Below are 17,009 nucleotides of genomic sequence, written 5' to 3'. Positions count from 1 at the left end.
CGGCGGCTGTGCGCCGCCGGACCAGGTTTCACGATCTCAGCCTACATGCCGAGCGATGCCTTGTAGAGCTTGACCTGTTTGTCGCGGCCGATCTGGTCGGTCAGCTTCTCCCAGGCGGCTGCGATGGCGTCGGCGCCTTCCTGCGCCTTCATCTTGCCGGCAAAGGTGTTGGCCAAAATGTCCTCGGCGGCGCTGTAGTACTGGAAGATGCCGGGGATGCGCGGCTCGATCGCCGCGTTCGGATGGTTGTAGCTGTCGGCTTCCGACTTCAGATACGAGGTGATGAACGCCTCGTCGTAGCCCGCCGCCACCCATTCCGGAATGTTGAAATGCGAGTTGCGATAGGGCTGGAAACCCGACGGATAGGCCGCGCACCAGAGCGACAGGTCCTTGCCGCCGAGGTGGGCAGCGGCAGACCATGCCGCCTTCTTCTTCTTTTCGTCGCTGTCGACGCGGGCCATGACGTAAACGCCCCAGCCGAGATAGGCGCAGTTCGGCGCATGGTTCGGGCCGCTGGCGAGCTTGTCCCACTGGCCGGTCTTGGAGTTGTAGACATCGTCCGAGCCCGGCAGGATCGAGAAGCCGGTGATGTCGCCGACGACCGAGGAATCGTTGGTCTTGACGTTCGAACCGACGTCGCCCCACCAGGTAACCATCGAACCGGTGCCTGCCAGGAATTGCTGGAAGGCGGTGGTGTTCGGGTCGGCGTTGATCTGGTCGGCAGGTTCGGAGGGCAGGGCATCGATGACGTCTTGGATCGCCCGCACCCATGCCGGATTGTTGACGCGCGGCTTCATCGTGTCGGCATCGAACAGCCAGGCCTTGTCATCGGGATGCTTGGCGTAGGCGCTGGCGCGGCTGCCGAGGAAATAAAAGCCGAAACCGCCCCAGGGCTTGGGCGCATCGAGATAGCCAAAGACATCCTGGCCTTTCACCTGCTTGCCCTTGAGGAACTTCGTCACCGCCTGCACCTGCTGCCAGGTCTTCGGCACACCCCATTCGCCTTCTCCGCCGCCGTCCTTCCAGGCCTTGGCGAGGTCGGCATCGGCAAACACGTCGGTGCGGTAGTTGAAATTATGTGCGTCGCCGTCAACGGTCACGCGATATTGCTTGCCGTCCCATGTGCCCACCGGCGGCTGCAGATAGGCCACGACATCCTTCATGTCGATCTGGTCCTTGACCCAGTCCGGCATCTCGGAGGTGAGACCCTTGCCGCAGACGTCGCCTTCGAACGGTGCCCCCATTTCGATGATGTCGAAATCGACGGTGCCGGTCGCGATCGACTGCTGCAGGCGGGCGTTGTAGTCAGCCTGCGCCAGGTCGATCCAGTTGATCTTGGCGCCGGTATAGGTCTCCCACGGCTTCAGGAAGCCGCGAAACAGCACATTGTGCAGGTTCTGGTTGTTGAGGCCCATGAAGGTGAGTTCGACACCGGCGAATTCGCCTTCCTTGACATTGGCCTTGGTGGCGCCAAGGCAAAGCTCGCCGACCTGCTGGAAGTCGGCATCGGTCGGCTGACCCTTGCCGACACCCGGAATCTGCAGGATCTGCGCACGCAGGTCGTCGGCGGCCGCAGCCGTGCGCGTCAGCGCACCAAGTCCGGCGCTTGAGGCCGCCGCGAGGGCGGCCATGCTGGCCGCTCCCTTCAGCACGTCGCGGCGGGTGGCCCCGGCGCGGACAAGTTGGTTATAAAGGCTGACTTTCATTTCGTTCCTCCCAGAAGGTCAATTGTGAATTGGTTCAGATGGTGGAGCGCCGATTATGTTCCCCAACGACAGCGACTCCGGTAAATAGCGGCCCGAATTCTCCCTCCCGCGACGCTTGGCATTCAGTGCCGGACAAGCGTACCGGTGCGCCCGGAACAGGGTCATAAGCCGGACACTGTCACTATTCGCACAACGAAGTGCGGTGTCAACGTGAATGGGTTTTTTATCTATAAGAGACTGACTTGCCCTCGCCGTTTGCGTTGGTTAGCTTCACGGCAACTGAAGGGGGAATGATGGCTCAAGTCGCGATCCGCAATGTGGCCAAGGCGTTCGGAACCGTCAAGGTTCTGCACGATGTCAGCGTCGACATCGCCGACGGGCAGTTCGTGGTGCTGGTCGGGCCTTCCGGCTGCGGCAAGTCCACGCTGCTGAGGATGGTGGCCGGGCTGGAAACGGTCTCCGGCGGCACCATCGCCATCGGCGAGCGCATCGTCAACCATCTGCCGCCGGCCAAGCGCGACATCGCCATGGTGTTCCAGAACTACGCGCTCTATCCGCACAAGACGGTCGAGCAGAACATGGCCTTTGCTCTCAAGCTGCGCAAAACCGACCCGGCGGTGGTCACTGAGCGGGTCAAGCGCGCCGCCGACATCCTCGACCTCAATCCCTACCTCAAGCGCTATCCGCGCCAGCTCTCTGGCGGCCAGCGCCAGCGCGTCGCCATGGGCCGCGCCATCGTGCGCAACCCGCAGGTGTTCCTCTTCGACGAGCCGCTCTCCAATCTCGACGCCAAGCTGCGTGTCCAGATGCGCACCGAGATCAAGGAACTGCACCAGCGGCTGAAGACCACCACCATCTACGTCACCCACGACCAGATCGAGGCGATGACCATGGCCGACAAGATCGTGGTGATGCGCGACGGTCGCATCGAACAGGTCGGCGCGCCGCTGGAATTATTCGACCGGCCGGCCAACCTGTTTGTCGCCGGCTTCATCGGCTCACCCTCGATGAACCTGCTCAAGGGCGTCGTGCGCAAGGGCGACAAGCCTGTCGTCGAGATCGCCGGGACGCCGTTCCCGATTGCGGCGACCAGTGCCGTCGAGGATGGCCGTAATGTCGTCTACGGCGTGCGGCCCGAGCATCTCGAAATCCATCCCGATGGTGTTCCGGCGAAGATTTCGGTGGTCGAGCCGACCGGTTCCGAGACTTTGGTGTTCCTGCGCTTCGGCGAGGGCGAGATGGTGGCGCTGTTCCGTGAGCGCCACGACTTCAAGCCGGGCGACACACTGCACCTGAAACCGCGGCTCGACCAGGTGCATCTCTTCGACGCAGAGACCGGCAAGCGTCTCTGATTTCGCCCCAGCAAACTTCGCGAGGAATACCATGCTCAAAGGAATCAATCCGCTGCTCAATGCCGATGTGCTGCAGGCGCTGCGGGCGATGGGCCACGGTGACGATCTGATTATCGCCGACACCAATTTCCCGTCCGATTCGGTGGCGCGCCAGACCGTGCTTGGCCGGCTGCTGCGCATCGATGCGTCGGCGGCCGACGTGGTCAAGGCGGTACTGTCGCTCTATCCGCTGGACACCTTCGTCGACGATGCCGCCGCGCGCATGGAGATCGTCGGCAAGCCGGACGACATTCCCGCCGTGCAGAAGGAAGTGCAAAAAGAGATCGATGCCGCCGAGGGCAAGGCCTGGCCGATGATCTCGGTCGAGCGCTACGCCTTCTACGAACGCGCCAAGAAGGCCTATTGCGTCATCCAGACCGGCGAGCGCCGCTTCTATGGCTGTTTTGCGTTCCGCAAGGGCGTCGTGCCACCGGATGCGGAGTAGCGGGATGCCGGCGAATCCGATCGTCATGAAGCCGGTTGTCATATTGGGCGTCTTCGTCGCCGATACGGCCTACCGCGCCGCCCGCCAGCCGCGCATGGGCGAGACGATCCTGGGCACGTCCTTCACGCTCGGCCCCGGCGGCAAGGGCTCGAACCAGGCGGTGGCGGCCGGCCGGCTCGGCGCCGACGTCACCTTCCTTACCCGCCTCGGCGTCGACCCCTTTGCCGATATGGCGAGACAGACCTGGTCGCACGCCGGCGTGAAGAGCGCCGTCATCGACACACCGGAAAGCTACACCGGTGCCGCCTATATCTTCATCGAGGAGACGAGCGGCAACAACGCGATCATCGTCAGTCCGGGTGCGGCGATGCTGATCTCGCCCGCCGATATCGAGGCAAATGCCGGCCTGATCCGCGCGGCCGGCGTTTTCGTCACCCAGCTCGAACAGCCGATCGAGGCGGCGCTGCGGGCGCTGGAGATCGCGCGCGGGGCAGGGGTGACCACCATCCTCAACCCGGCGCCCGCGGCCAGGCTTCCGGACCGCATCTACACGCTTTGCGACTATGTCACGCCGAACGAAACCGAGGCCGAGGAACTGACCGGCATCAAGGTGTCCTCGATCGACGACGCCCGCCGTGCCGCCGACAGCCTGCTTGAGAAGGGCGTTGGGGCAGTCATCGTGACGCTTGGCGAAAACGGTGCGCTGCTGCACACGGCCGACCGTTCCGAGCATGTCGCAGCGGTCGCCGCCGGCCCGGTGGTCGAGACCACAGGCGCGGGCGACGCCTTCAACGGCGGCCTGGCTGCCGCGCTGTCGAGGGGGATCGAACCTCTGGAAGCGGTGCGCTTCGCCTGCGCCGTCGCCGGCATCTCGGTGACGCGCCCAGGCACCGCGCCGTCCATGCCGACGCTGCAGGAAGTCGAGGCGCTGCTCGCCAAGAGGTGAGACCGTATGGATTACATCATGAACGACGACGGTTTTTGACAAATCAACGTCGACATTTCTCCGACACCAGGGGACGTGACCCCAAAGGAGAAATGGCGCGAGTGACGGGGCTCGAACCCGCGACCTCCGGCGTGACAGGCCGGCACTCTAACCAACTGAGCTACACCCGCGCATGGACGAGCACGTGTCAGCCGTGTTCGTCGTTGGGGCGGTGGATAAGGGGTAAGCCACCGGGTGTCAAGCGGACCCGGACAGCATAACAGCAAACAGCAGAAGGTTTTTTGACAAGCCGAACTTTGTTGCCGAAACCGGCTCCCGGCCAAGCCACTGGCCGCTCATTTGGCCTTGCGAAGCCGGTCCTAACTGCTTAAAGGTCCGGCCCGGAGCGGGCGATTAGCTCAGTTGGTAGAGCGCTTCGTTTACACCGAAGATGTCGGCGGTTCGAGCCCGTCATCGCCCACCACTTTTTCTTAATGAATTCAATATGGTGTATCGAGCCGGCCAACCGGCCGGTAGCTGATGCGCCCAGCTATGCGCCCAGAAACAACGTTTTTGGGGCGCATCAATAGGCATCTGCGGCGGCCTGCTGGAAGTCCGGATGATGGTGACCATAGGTCGATTCCATCTGCTTGACGGTCATACCGAGCGAGCCGGCGGCATCCCAGATCGGGACGCGTCGCTGCATCAGCCAGGTCGCGCGGGTGTGGCGCATGATGTGCGGGGTGACTTCCTCGCCGAGCTTGGCCTCGACGCGCGCGGCGTCGAACGACTTGCGCATCAGGCCGATCGGCACGCCGCCCTTGGCGTGGATGACCGGACCCTTGCCGCCGTCGATCCGGCGCCAGCGCTTCAGATGGGCAATGAGTCGTCGCGGCAATCGCATCGGCGGTCGCCGCTTCGTGGTCTCGCGCACGCGCTCGCCGCGGCGATACAGCACGCCGGCGTCCAGGTCCGGCCAGCCGCCGGAGGGGCCGCGGTTCCAGTTGAGATCGAGAATCGCGGCATGCCTGGTGCCGGTGTAGAGGCCGATCAGAATGAAACGCGGCAGGCACTGGTAGGTCTTCGGCCTGGCTCGCCGCAGGCGGAGCGCACCGCGCAGCAGCTCGGCCGCTTCCTGGCGGGTCAGCCAGCGCTCGCGGGCGACGGGCTTGTCGGGCAGGTCGAAATACGGCCTGAAGTTCAGCCGCTTCTCCTTGCAAAACATGTAGACGGCGGCACGAAGGTCCTCGAGCTCGCGGCGCGCGGCCGCCTGGTGGATGCGGCTTTCGGCGTATTCGCGGCAGGTTTCGCCGTCGATCGCCGACAGCGGCTTGTCGCCCCAGAAGATGGTTAGGAAGGCGACCCGACCCTCCAGCGGGCCGGTATCCTCATCGCGGGTTTGCTTGGCGGTGACGTAGTAGTCTAGCGCTGCGGCGCACGCGATGTGATCAGGACCACGTTCGACGGCGACGGGTTTTTGCTTTTTTTGCCCGATATATTCCGCGAGCTTTTCCGCCGCGATCTCAGTTTCGCCAACAAGGCATCCCGTTCGCTTGTAAACGGACCCGTCGCGGATGACGAGCCGCTTGACGCCGTCCCGGTCGAGGCGGGGGACGATGCGGGGAGGACTTTTCCGACGCGGCATTTGAGGCGCATTTCCTTGATGGCTGAAGGCGTGACGAAATCCTTGTTGGCAAACCGCTCGATTGTCAAATTTCCCTTCCGCGCCTCGGCGCGCAAGGCCTTTGGCGTCAGCCTGCCGCCGAAGAAGCGGTCGCAGGCTTCCTGCAGCCGAATCGGCGTGTCGTCGTCGCTCACGGCCTCGCCTTCCGGATGGCGTTGCCGCTGGTGATCATCGCAGTGCCGTCGGCGAACTCGACGCGGATCGAGTTGAAGCGCGCCGGCTTTGGCCGGCCGAAGCCCGGCAAGGCGAATGAGGCGGTACCGGCTCGGCTGCGCGCGGTCACGCGGCAGGGCTGGCCTTTGCGGCCTTGGCGATCCCAGCGGTAGAGGTAGGAAAGGGCGGTCAAGCCGGCCTCCAGTCCCAGAAGCCTTGCGCACCCTTCGCGGGCTGGATCGGCTCCAGCGGCACGATGTCGGTCAGCGGCCACGCCCAGTTGCTATGCCCATCGCGATCGCTGTCGTTCAGCTTCGCGCCGAACTCGGCGACGATGTCATGGGCGCGCTTCGGCTCGCCGAGCACGGCCGTGCCGAGGATCGAGGCGAGGGGCAGGGCGAACGGATTGGAATGCCAGCGCTCGAGCATGGCCAGCGCTTCCGGCTTCAACGCCGTCGACCACGATTCGGCAGAGCGCAGGCGCAGGATCAGATCCGCCAGCTCGGATTTTCTCACCGGCCGGGCGCCGGCATGGATGGCGATCCTTGTGCCGCGCAGCGCCTTCGGCGCCGGCCAGCCGCGAAACTCGTAGGGTTTGACGCCGGCGATGATCAGCGTCGCCCATGGCTGCCAGATGGTCAGGGCTTTCATGGCGACACCGCTGGGAAGGCCTCGGGATCGAGGCTTTCCCTCTTTTCCAGCACGAGTTCGGCGCCGGCGCGGGTGAGGCGAAACAGGTCGCTACCACCGGTTAGTTCCGAGCCGGCGCGCCGCCATGCGTGACCGGCCTCAACCAGCGCCATCCATTCGCGATGATCGTTGCCGCCTGAGCCTGTGACGAAGTGGTTTCGGTACGAGCGCCGTTGCCTGTTCGGCAGACCGAGCGCGTGTCGCGCGAGGTCCTTCTGTGCCGGGGTCATGCTGCCACCTCTGGAAATTGGGAGTGTTCGACGCCGTCGAGCAGCCGGCCGGCGCGCTTCTTGCCGAGATTGAACATCGGCACCATCCGAGGATCCGTGAGCCTGGCGTGAGGGAAGTCGGGCTGCCATTCGCGCACCCTGCCGTCGGGCAGCACCGTTACGGCGTCGATCGGGTCGAGCTCCGGAAAATTCCCTGCCGGTGCAAACGCCCCCCACTGCTTGAACAGATAAGGAATACGATTGGAGGCCGCGAAATCCCGGGTCGCGCGATGCCAAGCCGGATGGTTTGGTCGCGCATCGACACCGCTCTCGCCGCCGGAGACGATCCAGCGGAGAAATTCCCAGCCCGTCCAGTCGATCGGGCCCAGCGCAGGTTCATAGGACACCCATGTCAGCCAACCCATTTCGGCGAGCTGTCGCATCGGCTCGCGCCGCTCGTCCGCGTGCTTCTGGTCTTCGATCGAGCAGCCGAGCCAGATGTGCGGAAACACGTCCGGCCAGCGCGACATGCCGCCGGCCCAATCGAATAGGGGGTAAGCGCAGCCCGGAGGCGGCGTGCCCATCGCCTCGAGCATGTCGGCGAAGAGCTGACCGCGCCCGCTGGTGTGGGCGGCGCGAACCTCTGCCGGGCCGCGCGCGCCTTTGAAGTCGAGATCTTGCTCCCAGTTGACATCGGCCCACCGCCGGCAGAATTCCAGCATGATGTCGGGCCGCTTCGTCAGCACCTGGAGCGTGTGGCGCCACGATTGCGCCATCACGTCCCAGACACGCATCGTCCAGCCGAGCGGCACCTTTTCATAGAACAGGTCGCCATGGGCGCAGACGAAGATCATGCGTGGCGTGGACCATCTCATAGGCTGGTCGAGCCAATGTTCGTTGAAGCGGACTTCCCCCGACCAAACCGGACCGTTCTTCGTGTCGATGGTCAGGCCGGCGCGGCTGGAATGATGCTTCAGCCGCGTGCCTGCCAGCTTCATCGCATAGCAGCGTTTGCAGCCGGGCGACTTCACCGCGCAGCCGGTGATCGGGTTCCAGGTCGCGTCGGTCCACTCGATCGAGGAATGGTCAGCCATTTTCCGCTCCCGCGATGTTGGTGACAAGGGCGGCGTCGCGCATCGCGAGATAGACCTTTTGCGCGTCGGTAAAATCGACCTCCTCGTAACCAAGTTCGACAAGCTTGGCTCGGCCTGCTTCGGCCATCTTCGGGGTCAGCGCCTCCACCACTTCCCCATCGACCGCCGACGTTGGGGCGGGCGCGTCGGAGATGAGAAACACATGTTCCGTCACGCTAATTGCGGGGTCGCTGGCGATCATCTGGTAGGATGGATAAGCCTCGGCTTCAGTCTTCGATGCGAAGCGCTTTGCATCTGAAGCAGTCACGCTCCACCAATGCCAGCCTTTCGGCGTTTCGGCGTACCAGCGGGGTTCGTCGGGAAATTTGCGTTCGATCAGCCAAGCAACTTCACGGGTTGTTATTGGGGCGGCGCCAGCGAGGGCGGCGCTGATCGTGTAAAGCCACCAATCTGCCTCATTATATCGACCGTTTGCTTCTGCATGCTGCAAAAGCGGGGAAATGTCGTCTGGCAATGTCAGGTTGCCATCGGCGTCAGTAAAATCTTCTACCGACGGAAATTGGTGCTGTTTTTCATTGAAGTAAGCTCTCTGCGTCTCGGCCTTGGCTTTGAGCGCTTTAAGCACTTCTCCAGTGGGAGCTACGGGCGTAGGCGGTGCAAGAGTTTGATGCTCCGGCAATGGCCCGTGTTTCGGCTTCGCCGCGTGCTTGGTGCGGATTTTGTCGATCTTGCCCCAGCAACGGGTCAGTTCGTTCTCGGCGGCTACAGCGCCGCTGATCCCGTGCGCATTGCACAAGGCCGCGAACGTGACCATGACGCCGCCAGCCTCCTGGTGCGGATCGCCTATCGGACGTCCGAAGACATAGTCGACGAGCTGGTGCGCCTCGCTGGCGGTGCAGCCGAGCGACTGGACCAGTTCGAGCGATTCCTCGAGGAAGCGGTGGTTGCGCTCGATCCCGTCCGCAGCAACCGCTTCGCCGAAGCAATCGACCATGAACGGCCGGACCCGATCCTGAAAGTCGCCCTTCAGCGCGGCGCGGGCGTCGCGCGCCTCCTGCTGGTAGCGATTGTTGGCGTCGAGGAGCTCGCGTTCCCGATCCGGAGAGAGGCCAAAGCCCTTCAGCGCAAAATCGCGAACAGCAAGTTTGTCGTGGTCATAGACGGTTAACAGCCATTGCGGTTCGGGATGCCATTCGGTGGTTCCATAGTAGACCTTGTCCGGGGTTATCGTCCGGATTGATGTCTCGCCGCGCCAATTCGTGTAGGCGAGTTTGAGATGGAGATTCTTTCTGGAGAGCGTGGCGTCCATCATCAAACCCTCATTGGCATCAGGACGAAGAGCGGCTTGAGGCCGGTCTCGTCGGGGGTTTCCGGCTGGATCAGCGTCGGCGAGCCTGCTTCACCCAGGCTGAACACCAGGCGCTTGCCTTTCGCGGCGTTGAGCAGGTCGAGGCAGTAGCGGCCGTTGAAGCCGATCTCGACGCTGTCGCCCTCGCCATGCTCGATCGTGACTTCGTCATTGGCGCTGCCGGCGTCGGGGTTGTTGGTGGTCAGCGTCAGGTTGCCGCCGGCCTCGAAGGAAAACTTCACCGCGCTGCCGCGCCCGCTCGACACGGTGCCGACCCGGTCGACGGCGCTGGCCAGTGCTTCGCGTTCGACGGTGAAATGATTCGAATTGCCGGTCGGGATGACCCTGACATAGTCGGGGAAGCTGCCGTCGATCAGCTTCGACAGCAGCGTGCCTTGGCCGGTCTCGACGCGGATCTTGGTGTCCGACATGCTGACCTTGACTGCGCCCTTCTCGCCGAGCATCTGGCGGATCAGTCCGACCGTCCGGCGCGGGATGATGATGGGAGGCATGCCGGCGGCGCCCTCGGGCAGGGGCGCGGTGAACTTGGCCAGCCTGTGGCCATCGGTGGCGACTGCGTTGAGCGTTTCGCCGCCATGCCAGTAGATGCCGTTGAGGTAATAGCGCGTCTCCTCGCTCGAAATGGCGAAGGATACGGTGTCGAGCATCCGCTCGAACAGGCCGGCATCCAGATCGAAACTGTGGCTGAAGGTGCCTTCGCTCATCGTCGGGAAATCGGTCGACGGCAGCACTTGGATCTTGAAGCGCGACCGGCCGGCGCTCAGCGTGGCGAAATCCTTCTCGGCCAGCAGCGCGATCTCGGCGCCCTCCGGCATCTTGCGAACGGCGTCATGCAGGATCGACGCCGGCAGCGTGAAAGCCTCGTCCTTGCCGGCCTGGCAGGCGAGTGTGGCGCGCAGCTCGCAATCCAGGTCGCTGCCGGTGAGAGTCATCGTGCCCGCCGCGGCGTCGACGGTGAGCATGACGTTGGCCAGCACCGGGATCGTGGTGCGCCGCTCGACCGCCTTGTTGACGAGCCCGAGCGCGGGAAGCAAAGCCTCCCGCGCCATGATGATGGTGTTGGGCGTCTTCACGCCGACATCTCCGGCGTGCCTTCATAGGTCGGCAGGCCCGTCTGGTCGCGCGCTGCGGCGAGCACGTCGCGGACGTGCTCGGTGATGAACTGGTCGGGCCTGTAGATCTGATAGAACCAGGTGACCTTGCCGCCCGCCGGCCGGTAGCGCAGCCGCACCGGAATGCGCACCTTGTCGCCCATGAAGAACGGCGCGATGTTGAGCATGAAGATGCCCGGCACCTTCAGCGCCTTGCCGTCGGCGCCGCTATGCGTCTCTTCCCAAGCGATCTGGCCTTCGCCACTCTGCAGGGTGGTCGAGGCCTTGACCTTGCTCTCGACGTTGACCTGCAGGCCGCGCGACAGCTCGACCAGTTGCGCCGGCGTCGCGATCGTGGTGGCGAAGTCGCGCTCGTATTGGAGCTTCTCCTCCTCGGTAGGCGACGACAATTCGGCGACGCGATCCTCGAGGAACCAGGCGAAGTCGCCCTGGTCCATCTTCACGCCGTCGCCCGCAACCCATTTCTGCCATTCTTCCGACAGCGGGAAGGCATAGTGCACGCGGTGCTTGCCGAAATTGGCATGGCCTTCGGCAAGCTCGTGATAGTCGATGACGGCTGTCAGCGTCGGCTTCTTCCAGTCCATATTGGCGAAGATGGCGCTGTGATCGGTCAGATGGCGCAGCGTCAGGTTGCAGAAGGCTTCGAAGGTCTGCGCCACCGCCTGGCCGGCCTTGCGGGCGGGGAACTGGCGGTAAGGTTCGAACAGGCGGTCAAGAGCTTCGACGCCGGGTGCCGTGCCGCGCTTGAGTAGGACCGGGACAGCACCGGGCAGGCCTGGAACCTTGGCGCTGTTGGCAAGGGTTGCGATCTCGACGCCTTCCGCCTTGGCGCCGAGCCATGCCGCGACGTTGAGGTCGACGGTGAAGGGCGAGGGCGAAAGCAGCGCTTCGCCTGCAACGTTGGAGGTCTTGTCGGCCATTGGGAAGTTTCCTTCAGGTTTGAGGGTTTGGGGGTCAAGACTGCTGGCGTTCGGATGCCGCGCGCGGGCCGCCGAACATGTCGGTCTGCTGCGGATGCTCGGTCGACAGCGAGCCGTCATCCAGCACCCAGTAGAAGGACGAGCCGCGCGCCGGCTTCGGCCGCTTCGAATCGATCTCGCACGAGATCGTCGCCGTGCCGGCTTCGACCTCGAGATTGAGCTTGAGGGTGACGTTGCCCTTGATCTTGGTCTTCGGCCGGTCGCCGGAGAGCTCCTTAAGCTTGGCCAGCGTCTCGGTGATCTCGGTCGACATGGCGGCGGCGACTTCGCCGCCTTCCAGCATGCCAATGATGGTCTGCGCATCGCGGATTTTCTTCATGGTGTCCTCACGGGCCGTGTGCCTGCCGTCGAGTGTGACCGAACCGAAGGTGCCGGCAGGCTGGCCTCCGGACGGGGCGGCGAACGCTCGCCGGCCCGCAGTGCGGGCTAGAAGGGGATTTCGTCGTCGAGCGCTTCGCGCATGCCGGGCGATTGCTGCTGGTCCGGCCCGCGCTCCTGGCGGCTTGAGCCGCCGCGCTGCGTGCCGTAATCGTCGGGGCTGCGGGCGGGATGGTCTGATTTGTCGAGCATCTGGATTTCGCCGCGGAACTTTTGCAGCACGACCTCGGTCGAGTAGCGCGCCGCGCCCGCCTGGTCCTCCCATTTGCGGGTCGCCAGCTGGCCCTCGACATAGACCTTCATGCCCTTCCTCAGATACTGCTTGGCGACCTTGCAGAGGTTCTCATTGAAGACGACGATCGTATGCCACTCGGTCTTTTCCTTGCGCTCGCCGGAAGTCTTGTCGCGCCAGCTTTCCGACGTGGCCATGCGGAAATTGACCACGCTGTCGCCGCTGTTCAGGCGGCGGATTTCCGGGTCGGCGCCGAGGTGGCCGATGAGGATGACCTTGTTGACGCTGCCGGCCATTAGCGACCTCCCGCCTGAAGACGAAGCAGCTTCGCCGTCTTCTTGAGTGTCGACGAGCAGCCGGCTGGCCGGCTGCGGCGCGACATGAAAGTCTTGGCACTACCCGCGCCCCATCTGACCGGCGTCCGCTTCTTCGCAGGCTTGCGCTTCTTCCGGCTGACGGGCTGGCCGACCGGCGCCGGGAATTGCGGCATGAACGCTGGCATCGGGTGAAGTGCCGCCGCCGCCGCCGAGGCGAACATCGCGGCCGCAAGCATCGTCGACTTGCCAAGTGAGAAGGCCATGTCAGGCTGTCCTTTCTTCGGGGAGGGTGACCAGCGCATGGCCGGCAGGAGCGTTCGGGTCGTTCGGCGTCAGGCCGGAGATCTGCGCCTCGATGTCGGCGATCAGGTCGTTGCGCAGGCTGACCGCGAACGAAGCAGCGAGCATGATCTCGCTCGAATTATAGAGTTTTTCCCCGATCAGCAGGCGCAGCGGCTCATTGGCGCGCAAGCGCTCGACGGTGTCGTGCCAATGGCGGATCGCGGCCTCGCTCATCAGATGAAGCCCTTCGACAGCGCCAGCCATTCCGGCATGGTGACGACGACGAGGCCGCCCGGCTTCTTGACCATCTCGATTTCGGAAACCGGCACCCAGACGGCCTTGGCGTCGTCCCCAGTTTCGGAGACGCGCACGGCCTTGCCGGTTGTGGCGTGCAGCGCCAGCGTCAAGTCGATCAGGTCGGAGCGGCCGCTGGTCATGCCGCCCTCACCACAATGCCGAGATAGCGATCAAGCCGGTCGAGGAAGGCGATCTCGGCCTTCATCGCGCCCCATGGCTCGATCGCGCCGGTCAGCCTCGGCGGAGGCAGATCGCAGCGAACGAGCGGGAAATCGCCTTTGGCGCCGTAGAGCGCGCGCGCTTCGGCCAAGCACATGCGCTCGTCCATCTCGGCGACCTGGCGGGCGTATAGCGGCATGCGCGAGATGGGCGGTAGCCGCGCTGCCTCGATGATCGGCACGTCCAGAGCGCGCTTCGAGCGCTTCGTGCCTTCGGCCACAGCGCCGTGGGCGATCGCGGCGGGAACGCCTTTCTCGATCAGATATTCCGCTGTCTTGAGGTCGATATCCAGAACAGCCGGCCGGCCGATGTCGCCGAGCAGATATTCATGGGCGTCGTGCAGCAGGAAGTAGCCGGCCAAGACGCCGTCGCCGCTTTCGCGGAACAAGGCATCGGCCCCCATGACGCAGTGCTGCGCTACTGAAATAGCGCCGCCGCGATGGCGGCCGGTGAAGCGCGCCGTCTTCGACAAGGCGGCCCCAATGTGGGCGAAGTCGATCTGGCCTGCCTGCATGTCGGCAAGATCGGCGATCTGCCCGTCAAACATGACGATCGGGCATTTCGGCTTGCGCGCTGCCGTACCGGCGCGACGGGCCGATTGCTGGTCGACCCGCCGCGCCTCCTTGTCGACCGTTGGGGAGATGTGCCGCACCTCCTGGTTCATTGAGCCACCTGCGGCAGCGCCTGTTCGACCGCCTTGATCACCATCTCGCGGCTGGCCGGGAAGATCGGCAGCCGGTCCAGATAGGCGGAGAGAACTTTGAGGCAGCGCTCGCGCTGGCCGGACCATGGATCGAGGACAAGGGCAGCGCGTGCCGTGCAATAGCGGCCCCAGGCGACGAGTAGCGCCTGCGTCTCCTTGGTGTCGCGCGGCAGCGGCGGCCGGTTCGGCAGCGGCGCGCGCGCCTTCTCGATGATGTCGGCCATAAGGTCCGGCCTGGCGTTGACCTGCCGCACGCTGGCGGTGTTAGCCAGTTTTGCTGCCGCGTCCCCAAATTCGGCGATCTCGGCCCAGGTGAAGCCGGCGCCGATCAGATCTTTGGACCGGACGCCGCCGCCGACCGAAAACAGCTCGCGCATCGCCTCGGCCATTTCGCGGCAGCGCGGATGCGCGTCGTCGGCATCCTCGGGGAAGATCGGCCGCGTTTGCGGTGAGCGGAAGTCAGCTTGGTTCAGCATCAGAGTGCTCCAAAGAAGGTTGAGGCGCAGAACAGGATCGCAGTGACCGCCGCTAGCGAGGCGAGGTTCTTGGCCAGCGAGTAATCCTCGTGATAGCCTCGTGCGCGCTGCAGGCGCTCACCTTCGATGACGCCGAGATTGCGCGGGGGGACAGGATGCGACGGTTGATACTGGCGGCGACGCTGGTGGCGGCTTGGGCCGGACAGGGGCGAGCAGACGATCCTTCCGTTCTCGGCCGGTCTGGCATGGAACGGGTCTACGTTTGGCTGGACTACGAATCGTGGAGGGAAGGGCTGGCGCTCATTCGGGCCGGTGTGCACGAGACCGACCCGCAAATGGTCCTTCGCCTGATGGCGTGCGTTGCCAGCAAGGGCGACCACGCGGTTATCATCGGGCGTCCTTCCCTTGCGGCAAAGACCATCCTCGTCATTGACGGCGCCCAAAAGGGCTGTCGCGGTTTTGTGACCGACGAGGATCTTGGATTGCGATGACACTGAACGCTCCATCGGTTTGACGATGGCGCAAAGTGTGAATTACTCACATCACAGTGTCAAGCGCAAATGTGATAAACTCACACTTCAAAATGCGGGAGTGAGAATCATGCGGGTTTTTATGGGGCCCGTTTGCGCGGCTTGGCCATTAGCACTGCCGCCAGTTCGCTCGCCAGATCGACGACCTTGGCGCGCTCCTCATCGTCGAGCGGCGCAAGGTAGGCGGCGATGACCTCTCCGAACTGCGAGGCCAGATCCTCTCCGAACGATCGCTCCAGCCTGTCGACCACCTCCCGGTTGAGGCTCTTGCCGCCGCGAACCGCCTCGAGCCGTGCTTTGAGTTCGGGCGGCAGGCGGACATGGAAGCTGGGGCGTGACGGTCGGGACATGACCCCGACTTATCGCCGAAAGGTCAAGTGTTCGAAATGGTTCCAGATTTTGCAGAAAACTGGTACTACTTTCCCCGCTATTCACAGGGCATCGTTACAGGTTGAAACAATCTGGTGATCATTCAGCAATGGTTGTATGCGTACCGAAATGGGACACTGGACGGCGTGAAAAAACTGATTTGACAGCCTAGAGGAAATTGTTCCTAACTTCACTGCCGTTCGGTTTGGGAGAAGAGACAAGTGATCCAGTACGAATCGCGCGAAGCTGCGGGCGATCAGGCAATGGACAAATTGCGAGCGATCGCGACATCGCCTCAATCAAGAGCAGCGACGATCTCCGAGCGCATTGCCAGGGACACGCGATCAATCGCCGAGGCGATGAAGGAAATCCATGGTGGGCACTGGCGCGTGCTTATCGATCACGATGTTGGCGTGGTCGCGGTTTCGCGGGATTTCTCGGTGCCGCTCGGCTCGCCCAGCGCGAATCTGGCATAGGTCAGCACGGCGGCCTGGACCTCCCGTGGCGCCGCCGCCAAGCGCATGAAAATCTCGCGCAGCTCGTCGCTGCCGTCTATATCCTGCGGTGAGCCTTCGCCGGTGATGAGCCAGGCTTCCCTGACCCTGTAGGCGCGGGCATAGTCCTTGACCGCGCGGGTGATGCCGGTCCGGCCGCTTTCGTGCTGGATGTAGGTGTTGTAGTTAAAGCCGAAACGCTTCGCGGCGGCCTTCGCATTGTCGAAGCCGCGCATCTCGCGCGCCTGGCGCAGCCGCGCCGCCTGCTCGTCTACTCGGGTTATATCCGTCATGGCGTGACTTTTTCACATTTCTGGTGTGAGTTTCTACTTGACAGATCGATGTGACTTTCTCACACTATCGGTCATGATGGATCATTCGTTCGAACTAGAGACGGTTGTCGACGTGGTCGCCCTGCGAGGCGAGCTCGGCTGGACGCAGCAGCAGCTCGCCGACCATTGCGGCGTCGACCGCTCGACCGTCTCCACCTGGGAGACCAGGCCGCCGACCAAGGGGCCGGCGCTGATCCTGTTGCGCCAACTCCAGGCTTCGCTTTCCGATGCTGCTCGCCCCGGCGGCGTCGCGGCCGGTCCCGAAAAATTCCCCCAAGCCGGGACCGGCCACCCTCTTTCTAGCGAGGCGGCCGAATGACCGCGCTCCGCTGCTCGCCTTCGTTGACCTTGTTGCCGCCACCGGCTGAGCCGGTGCGCCGGTTGCCGCCAAAGACGCTGCGGCTGTTGAAGCTGCTAGCCGCCTTTGCCCGCGAGCATCCTGCCGACCTTCTGGCGCGCCTGTTGCGTGACGAGGCTCGGCGGACGCTGCGTTTGCCGAGGGAACCGCCGTGAGGCTGTGAATGCGGGTTTTCATGCCCGCGAGTTGAACCGCTTTCCACCTCCTCCCGCCATGGGAAATGCAGACCGCATTTCCCGCGCCGGGAAAACTGTGCCCGCATTT

General features: G+C 63.9%; 24 protein-coding genes and 2 tRNA genes. 6 read left to right on the top strand and 20 right to left on the bottom strand.

From position 1 onward, the window contains the following. Positions 1-41 precede the first annotated feature (41 nt). Positions 42-1,706: an ABC transporter substrate-binding protein gene (locus NKH33_RS07835; RefSeq protein ID WP_023674663.1), complete on the bottom strand. Its 1,665-nt coding sequence runs from the start codon at positions 1,704-1,706 to the stop codon at positions 42-44. Positions 1,707-1,999: 293 nt separating this feature from the next. Between NKH33_RS07835 and NKH33_RS07830 the strand changes: the two genes are divergently transcribed. The 3 genes from NKH33_RS07830 to rbsK are packed head-to-tail and all read left to right on the top strand — an operon-like array spanning position 2,000 to position 4,488. Further along, positions 2,000-3,058, top strand: coding sequence for an ABC transporter ATP-binding protein (locus NKH33_RS07830; protein ID WP_352449436.1), 1,059 nt, complete (start codon positions 2,000-2,002; stop codon positions 3,056-3,058). Between the two features lie 31 nt (positions 3,059-3,089). Further along, the gene (locus NKH33_RS07825; protein WP_352471958.1) at positions 3,090-3,542 is read left to right on the top strand and encodes an RbsD/FucU family protein; all 453 of its coding nucleotides are present in this window, start codon (positions 3,090-3,092) and stop codon (positions 3,540-3,542) included. A 4-nt stretch (positions 3,543-3,546) separates the two neighbouring features. Beyond that, positions 3,547-4,488: a ribokinase gene (gene rbsK, locus NKH33_RS07820; RefSeq protein ID WP_352501556.1), complete on the top strand. Its 942-nt coding sequence runs from the start codon at positions 3,547-3,549 to the stop codon at positions 4,486-4,488. 93 nt (positions 4,489-4,581) lie between these two features. On the opposite strand, the gene NKH33_RS07815 is transcribed toward rbsK, so the two are convergent. Then, positions 4,582-4,658: transfer RNA gene (locus NKH33_RS07815), tRNA-Asp, on the bottom strand. A 217-nt stretch (positions 4,659-4,875) separates the two neighbouring features. On the opposite strand from NKH33_RS07815, the gene NKH33_RS07810 reads away from it, so the two are divergent. Then, a tRNA-Val gene (locus NKH33_RS07810) sits at positions 4,876-4,951 on the top strand. Positions 4,952-5,050: 99 nt separating this feature from the next. Here NKH33_RS07810 and NKH33_RS07805 read toward each other — a convergent pair. The 18 genes from NKH33_RS07805 to NKH33_RS07720 all read right to left on the bottom strand — a co-directional run bounded on the left by NKH33_RS07805 (position 5,051) and on the right by NKH33_RS07720 (position 16,348). Next, positions 5,051-6,112, bottom strand: a complete 1,062-nt coding sequence (locus NKH33_RS07805) for a site-specific integrase (RefSeq protein ID WP_352918803.1) — start codon at positions 6,110-6,112, stop codon at positions 5,051-5,053. Between the two features lie 169 nt (positions 6,113-6,281). After that, positions 6,282-6,497, bottom strand: coding sequence for a hypothetical protein (locus NKH33_RS07800; protein ID WP_352918801.1), 216 nt, complete (start codon positions 6,495-6,497; stop codon positions 6,282-6,284). Further along, positions 6,494-6,955 (bottom strand): ASCH domain-containing protein, encoded by a 462-nt coding sequence (locus tag NKH33_RS07795; RefSeq protein ID WP_352918799.1) that lies wholly within the window; start codon positions 6,953-6,955, stop codon positions 6,494-6,496. Before NKH33_RS07795 ends, NKH33_RS07800 begins: the two co-directional genes overlap by 4 nt. Continuing rightward, complete coding sequence (locus tag NKH33_RS07790) at positions 6,952-7,224, bottom strand: hypothetical protein (protein WP_352918798.1); 273 nt, start codon at positions 7,222-7,224, stop codon at positions 6,952-6,954. Before NKH33_RS07790 ends, NKH33_RS07795 begins: the two co-directional genes overlap by 4 nt. Then, positions 7,221-8,297: a DUF5131 family protein gene (locus tag NKH33_RS07785; protein WP_352918796.1), complete on the bottom strand. Its 1,077-nt coding sequence runs from the start codon at positions 8,295-8,297 to the stop codon at positions 7,221-7,223. The genes NKH33_RS07790 and NKH33_RS07785 overlap by 4 nt, the downstream gene beginning before the upstream one ends. Continuing rightward, positions 8,290-9,609, bottom strand: a complete 1,320-nt coding sequence (locus tag NKH33_RS07780; protein ID WP_352918795.1) for a hypothetical protein — start codon at positions 9,607-9,609, stop codon at positions 8,290-8,292. The genes NKH33_RS07785 and NKH33_RS07780 overlap by 8 nt, the downstream gene beginning before the upstream one ends. Further along, entirely contained in the window at positions 9,609-10,739 is a 1,131-nt protein-coding gene (dnaN, locus tag NKH33_RS07775) for a DNA polymerase III subunit beta (RefSeq protein WP_502906726.1), read from the bottom strand. The genes NKH33_RS07780 and dnaN overlap by 1 nt, the downstream gene beginning before the upstream one ends. Next, positions 10,736-11,698 carry a DUF2303 family protein gene (locus NKH33_RS07770; RefSeq protein WP_352918793.1) on the bottom strand — a complete coding sequence of 321 codons (963 nt, stop codon included), beginning with the start codon at positions 11,696-11,698 and terminating at the stop codon, positions 10,736-10,738. Before NKH33_RS07770 ends, dnaN begins: the two co-directional genes overlap by 4 nt. Positions 11,699-11,732: 34 nt before the next feature. Further along, the gene (locus tag NKH33_RS07765) at positions 11,733-12,077 is read right to left on the bottom strand and encodes a YfdP family phage-associated protein (protein ID WP_352704999.1); all 345 of its coding nucleotides are present in this window, start codon (positions 12,075-12,077) and stop codon (positions 11,733-11,735) included. Between the two features lie 107 nt (positions 12,078-12,184). Beyond that, on the bottom strand, positions 12,185-12,664 hold the full coding sequence (ssb, locus tag NKH33_RS07760) for a single-stranded DNA-binding protein (protein WP_352918792.1): 480 nt from the start codon (positions 12,662-12,664) through the stop codon (positions 12,185-12,187). Beyond that, positions 12,664-12,948, bottom strand: a complete 285-nt coding sequence (locus tag NKH33_RS07755; protein ID WP_352918790.1) for a hypothetical protein — start codon at positions 12,946-12,948, stop codon at positions 12,664-12,666. Before NKH33_RS07755 ends, ssb begins: the two co-directional genes overlap by 1 nt. A gap of 1 nt (position 12,949) precedes the next feature. After that, positions 12,950-13,201 (bottom strand): hypothetical protein, encoded by a 252-nt coding sequence (locus tag NKH33_RS07750; RefSeq protein WP_352918788.1) that lies wholly within the window; start codon positions 13,199-13,201, stop codon positions 12,950-12,952. Beyond that, positions 13,201-13,404: a hypothetical protein gene (locus NKH33_RS07745; RefSeq protein ID WP_352859743.1), complete on the bottom strand. Its 204-nt coding sequence runs from the start codon at positions 13,402-13,404 to the stop codon at positions 13,201-13,203. The genes NKH33_RS07750 and NKH33_RS07745 overlap by 1 nt, the downstream gene beginning before the upstream one ends. After that, positions 13,401-14,147 (bottom strand): hypothetical protein, encoded by a 747-nt coding sequence (locus tag NKH33_RS07740; RefSeq protein WP_352918786.1) that lies wholly within the window; start codon positions 14,145-14,147, stop codon positions 13,401-13,403. Before NKH33_RS07740 ends, NKH33_RS07745 begins: the two co-directional genes overlap by 4 nt. Continuing rightward, positions 14,144-14,662: a hypothetical protein gene (locus tag NKH33_RS07735; RefSeq protein ID WP_352918785.1), complete on the bottom strand. Its 519-nt coding sequence runs from the start codon at positions 14,660-14,662 to the stop codon at positions 14,144-14,146. Before NKH33_RS07735 ends, NKH33_RS07740 begins: the two co-directional genes overlap by 4 nt. Then, entirely contained in the window at positions 14,662-15,156 is a 495-nt protein-coding gene (locus tag NKH33_RS07730) for a hypothetical protein (RefSeq protein WP_352918783.1), read from the bottom strand. Before NKH33_RS07730 ends, NKH33_RS07735 begins: the two co-directional genes overlap by 1 nt. 116 nt (positions 15,157-15,272) lie before the next feature. Beyond that, positions 15,273-15,542: a hypothetical protein gene (locus NKH33_RS07725; protein ID WP_352704979.1), complete on the bottom strand. Its 270-nt coding sequence runs from the start codon at positions 15,540-15,542 to the stop codon at positions 15,273-15,275. Positions 15,543-15,961: 419 nt separating this feature from the next. Then, positions 15,962-16,348, bottom strand: a complete 387-nt coding sequence (locus NKH33_RS07720) for a helix-turn-helix domain-containing protein (RefSeq protein ID WP_352918782.1) — start codon at positions 16,346-16,348, stop codon at positions 15,962-15,964. Positions 16,349-16,421: 73 nt separating this feature from the next. Here NKH33_RS07720 and NKH33_RS07715 point away from each other — a divergent pair, with 73 nt between their 5' ends. After that, positions 16,422-16,706: a helix-turn-helix domain-containing protein gene (locus NKH33_RS07715; protein WP_352704975.1), complete on the top strand. Its 285-nt coding sequence runs from the start codon at positions 16,422-16,424 to the stop codon at positions 16,704-16,706. Next, the gene (locus NKH33_RS07710) at positions 16,703-16,900 is read left to right on the top strand and encodes a hypothetical protein (protein WP_352704973.1); all 198 of its coding nucleotides are present in this window, start codon (positions 16,703-16,705) and stop codon (positions 16,898-16,900) included. Before NKH33_RS07715 ends, NKH33_RS07710 begins: the two co-directional genes overlap by 4 nt. Positions 16,901-17,009: the final 109 nt, after the last annotated feature.

This window comes from Mesorhizobium sp. M1182 (genome assembly GCF_040318335.1).
In the GTDB taxonomy this organism is placed as follows: domain Bacteria; phylum Pseudomonadota; class Alphaproteobacteria; order Rhizobiales; family Rhizobiaceae; genus Mesorhizobium.
Note: the sequence above shows the minus strand (reverse complement) of the source record. Positions and strands in the feature narration are given on the sequence as shown.

Coding starts and splice junctions, on each gene's coding strand:
- NKH33_RS07835 (WP_023674663.1), bottom strand. CDS start 1,706: ATGAAAGTCAGCCTTTATAACCAACTTGTCCGCGCCGGGGCCACCCGC.
- NKH33_RS07830 (WP_352449436.1), top strand. CDS start 2,000: ATGGCTCAAGTCGCGATCCGCAATGTGGCCAAGGCGTTCGGAACCGTC.
- NKH33_RS07825 (WP_352471958.1), top strand. CDS start 3,090: ATGCTCAAAGGAATCAATCCGCTGCTCAATGCCGATGTGCTGCAGGCG.
- rbsK (WP_352501556.1), top strand. CDS start 3,547: ATGCCGGCGAATCCGATCGTCATGAAGCCGGTTGTCATATTGGGCGTC.
- NKH33_RS07805 (WP_352918803.1), bottom strand. CDS start 6,112: ATGCCGCGTCGGAAAAGTCCTCCCCGCATCGTCCCCCGCCTCGACCGG.
- NKH33_RS07795 (WP_352918799.1), bottom strand. CDS start 6,955: ATGAAAGCCCTGACCATCTGGCAGCCATGGGCGACGCTGATCATCGCC.
- NKH33_RS07790 (WP_352918798.1), bottom strand. CDS start 7,224: ATGACCCCGGCACAGAAGGACCTCGCGCGACACGCGCTCGGTCTGCCG.
- NKH33_RS07785 (WP_352918796.1), bottom strand. CDS start 8,297: ATGGCTGACCATTCCTCGATCGAGTGGACCGACGCGACCTGGAACCCG.
- NKH33_RS07780 (WP_352918795.1), bottom strand. CDS start 9,609: ATGATGGACGCCACGCTCTCCAGAAAGAATCTCCATCTCAAACTCGCC.
- NKH33_RS07770 (WP_352918793.1), bottom strand. CDS start 11,698: ATGGCCGACAAGACCTCCAACGTTGCAGGCGAAGCGCTGCTTTCGCCC.
- NKH33_RS07765 (WP_352704999.1), bottom strand. CDS start 12,077: ATGAAGAAAATCCGCGATGCGCAGACCATCATTGGCATGCTGGAAGGC.
- ssb (WP_352918792.1), bottom strand. CDS start 12,664: ATGGCCGGCAGCGTCAACAAGGTCATCCTCATCGGCCACCTCGGCGCC.
- NKH33_RS07755 (WP_352918790.1), bottom strand. CDS start 12,948: ATGGCCTTCTCACTTGGCAAGTCGACGATGCTTGCGGCCGCGATGTTC.
- NKH33_RS07750 (WP_352918788.1), bottom strand. CDS start 13,201: ATGAGCGAGGCCGCGATCCGCCATTGGCACGACACCGTCGAGCGCTTG.
- NKH33_RS07745 (WP_352859743.1), bottom strand. CDS start 13,404: ATGACCAGCGGCCGCTCCGACCTGATCGACTTGACGCTGGCGCTGCAC.
- NKH33_RS07740 (WP_352918786.1), bottom strand. CDS start 14,147: ATGAACCAGGAGGTGCGGCACATCTCCCCAACGGTCGACAAGGAGGCG.
- NKH33_RS07735 (WP_352918785.1), bottom strand. CDS start 14,662: ATGCTGAACCAAGCTGACTTCCGCTCACCGCAAACGCGGCCGATCTTC.
- NKH33_RS07725 (WP_352704979.1), bottom strand. CDS start 15,542: ATGTCCCGACCGTCACGCCCCAGCTTCCATGTCCGCCTGCCGCCCGAA.
- NKH33_RS07720 (WP_352918782.1), bottom strand. CDS start 16,348: ATGACGGATATAACCCGAGTAGACGAGCAGGCGGCGCGGCTGCGCCAG.
- NKH33_RS07715 (WP_352704975.1), top strand. CDS start 16,422: ATGATGGATCATTCGTTCGAACTAGAGACGGTTGTCGACGTGGTCGCC.
- NKH33_RS07710 (WP_352704973.1), top strand. CDS start 16,703: ATGACCGCGCTCCGCTGCTCGCCTTCGTTGACCTTGTTGCCGCCACCG.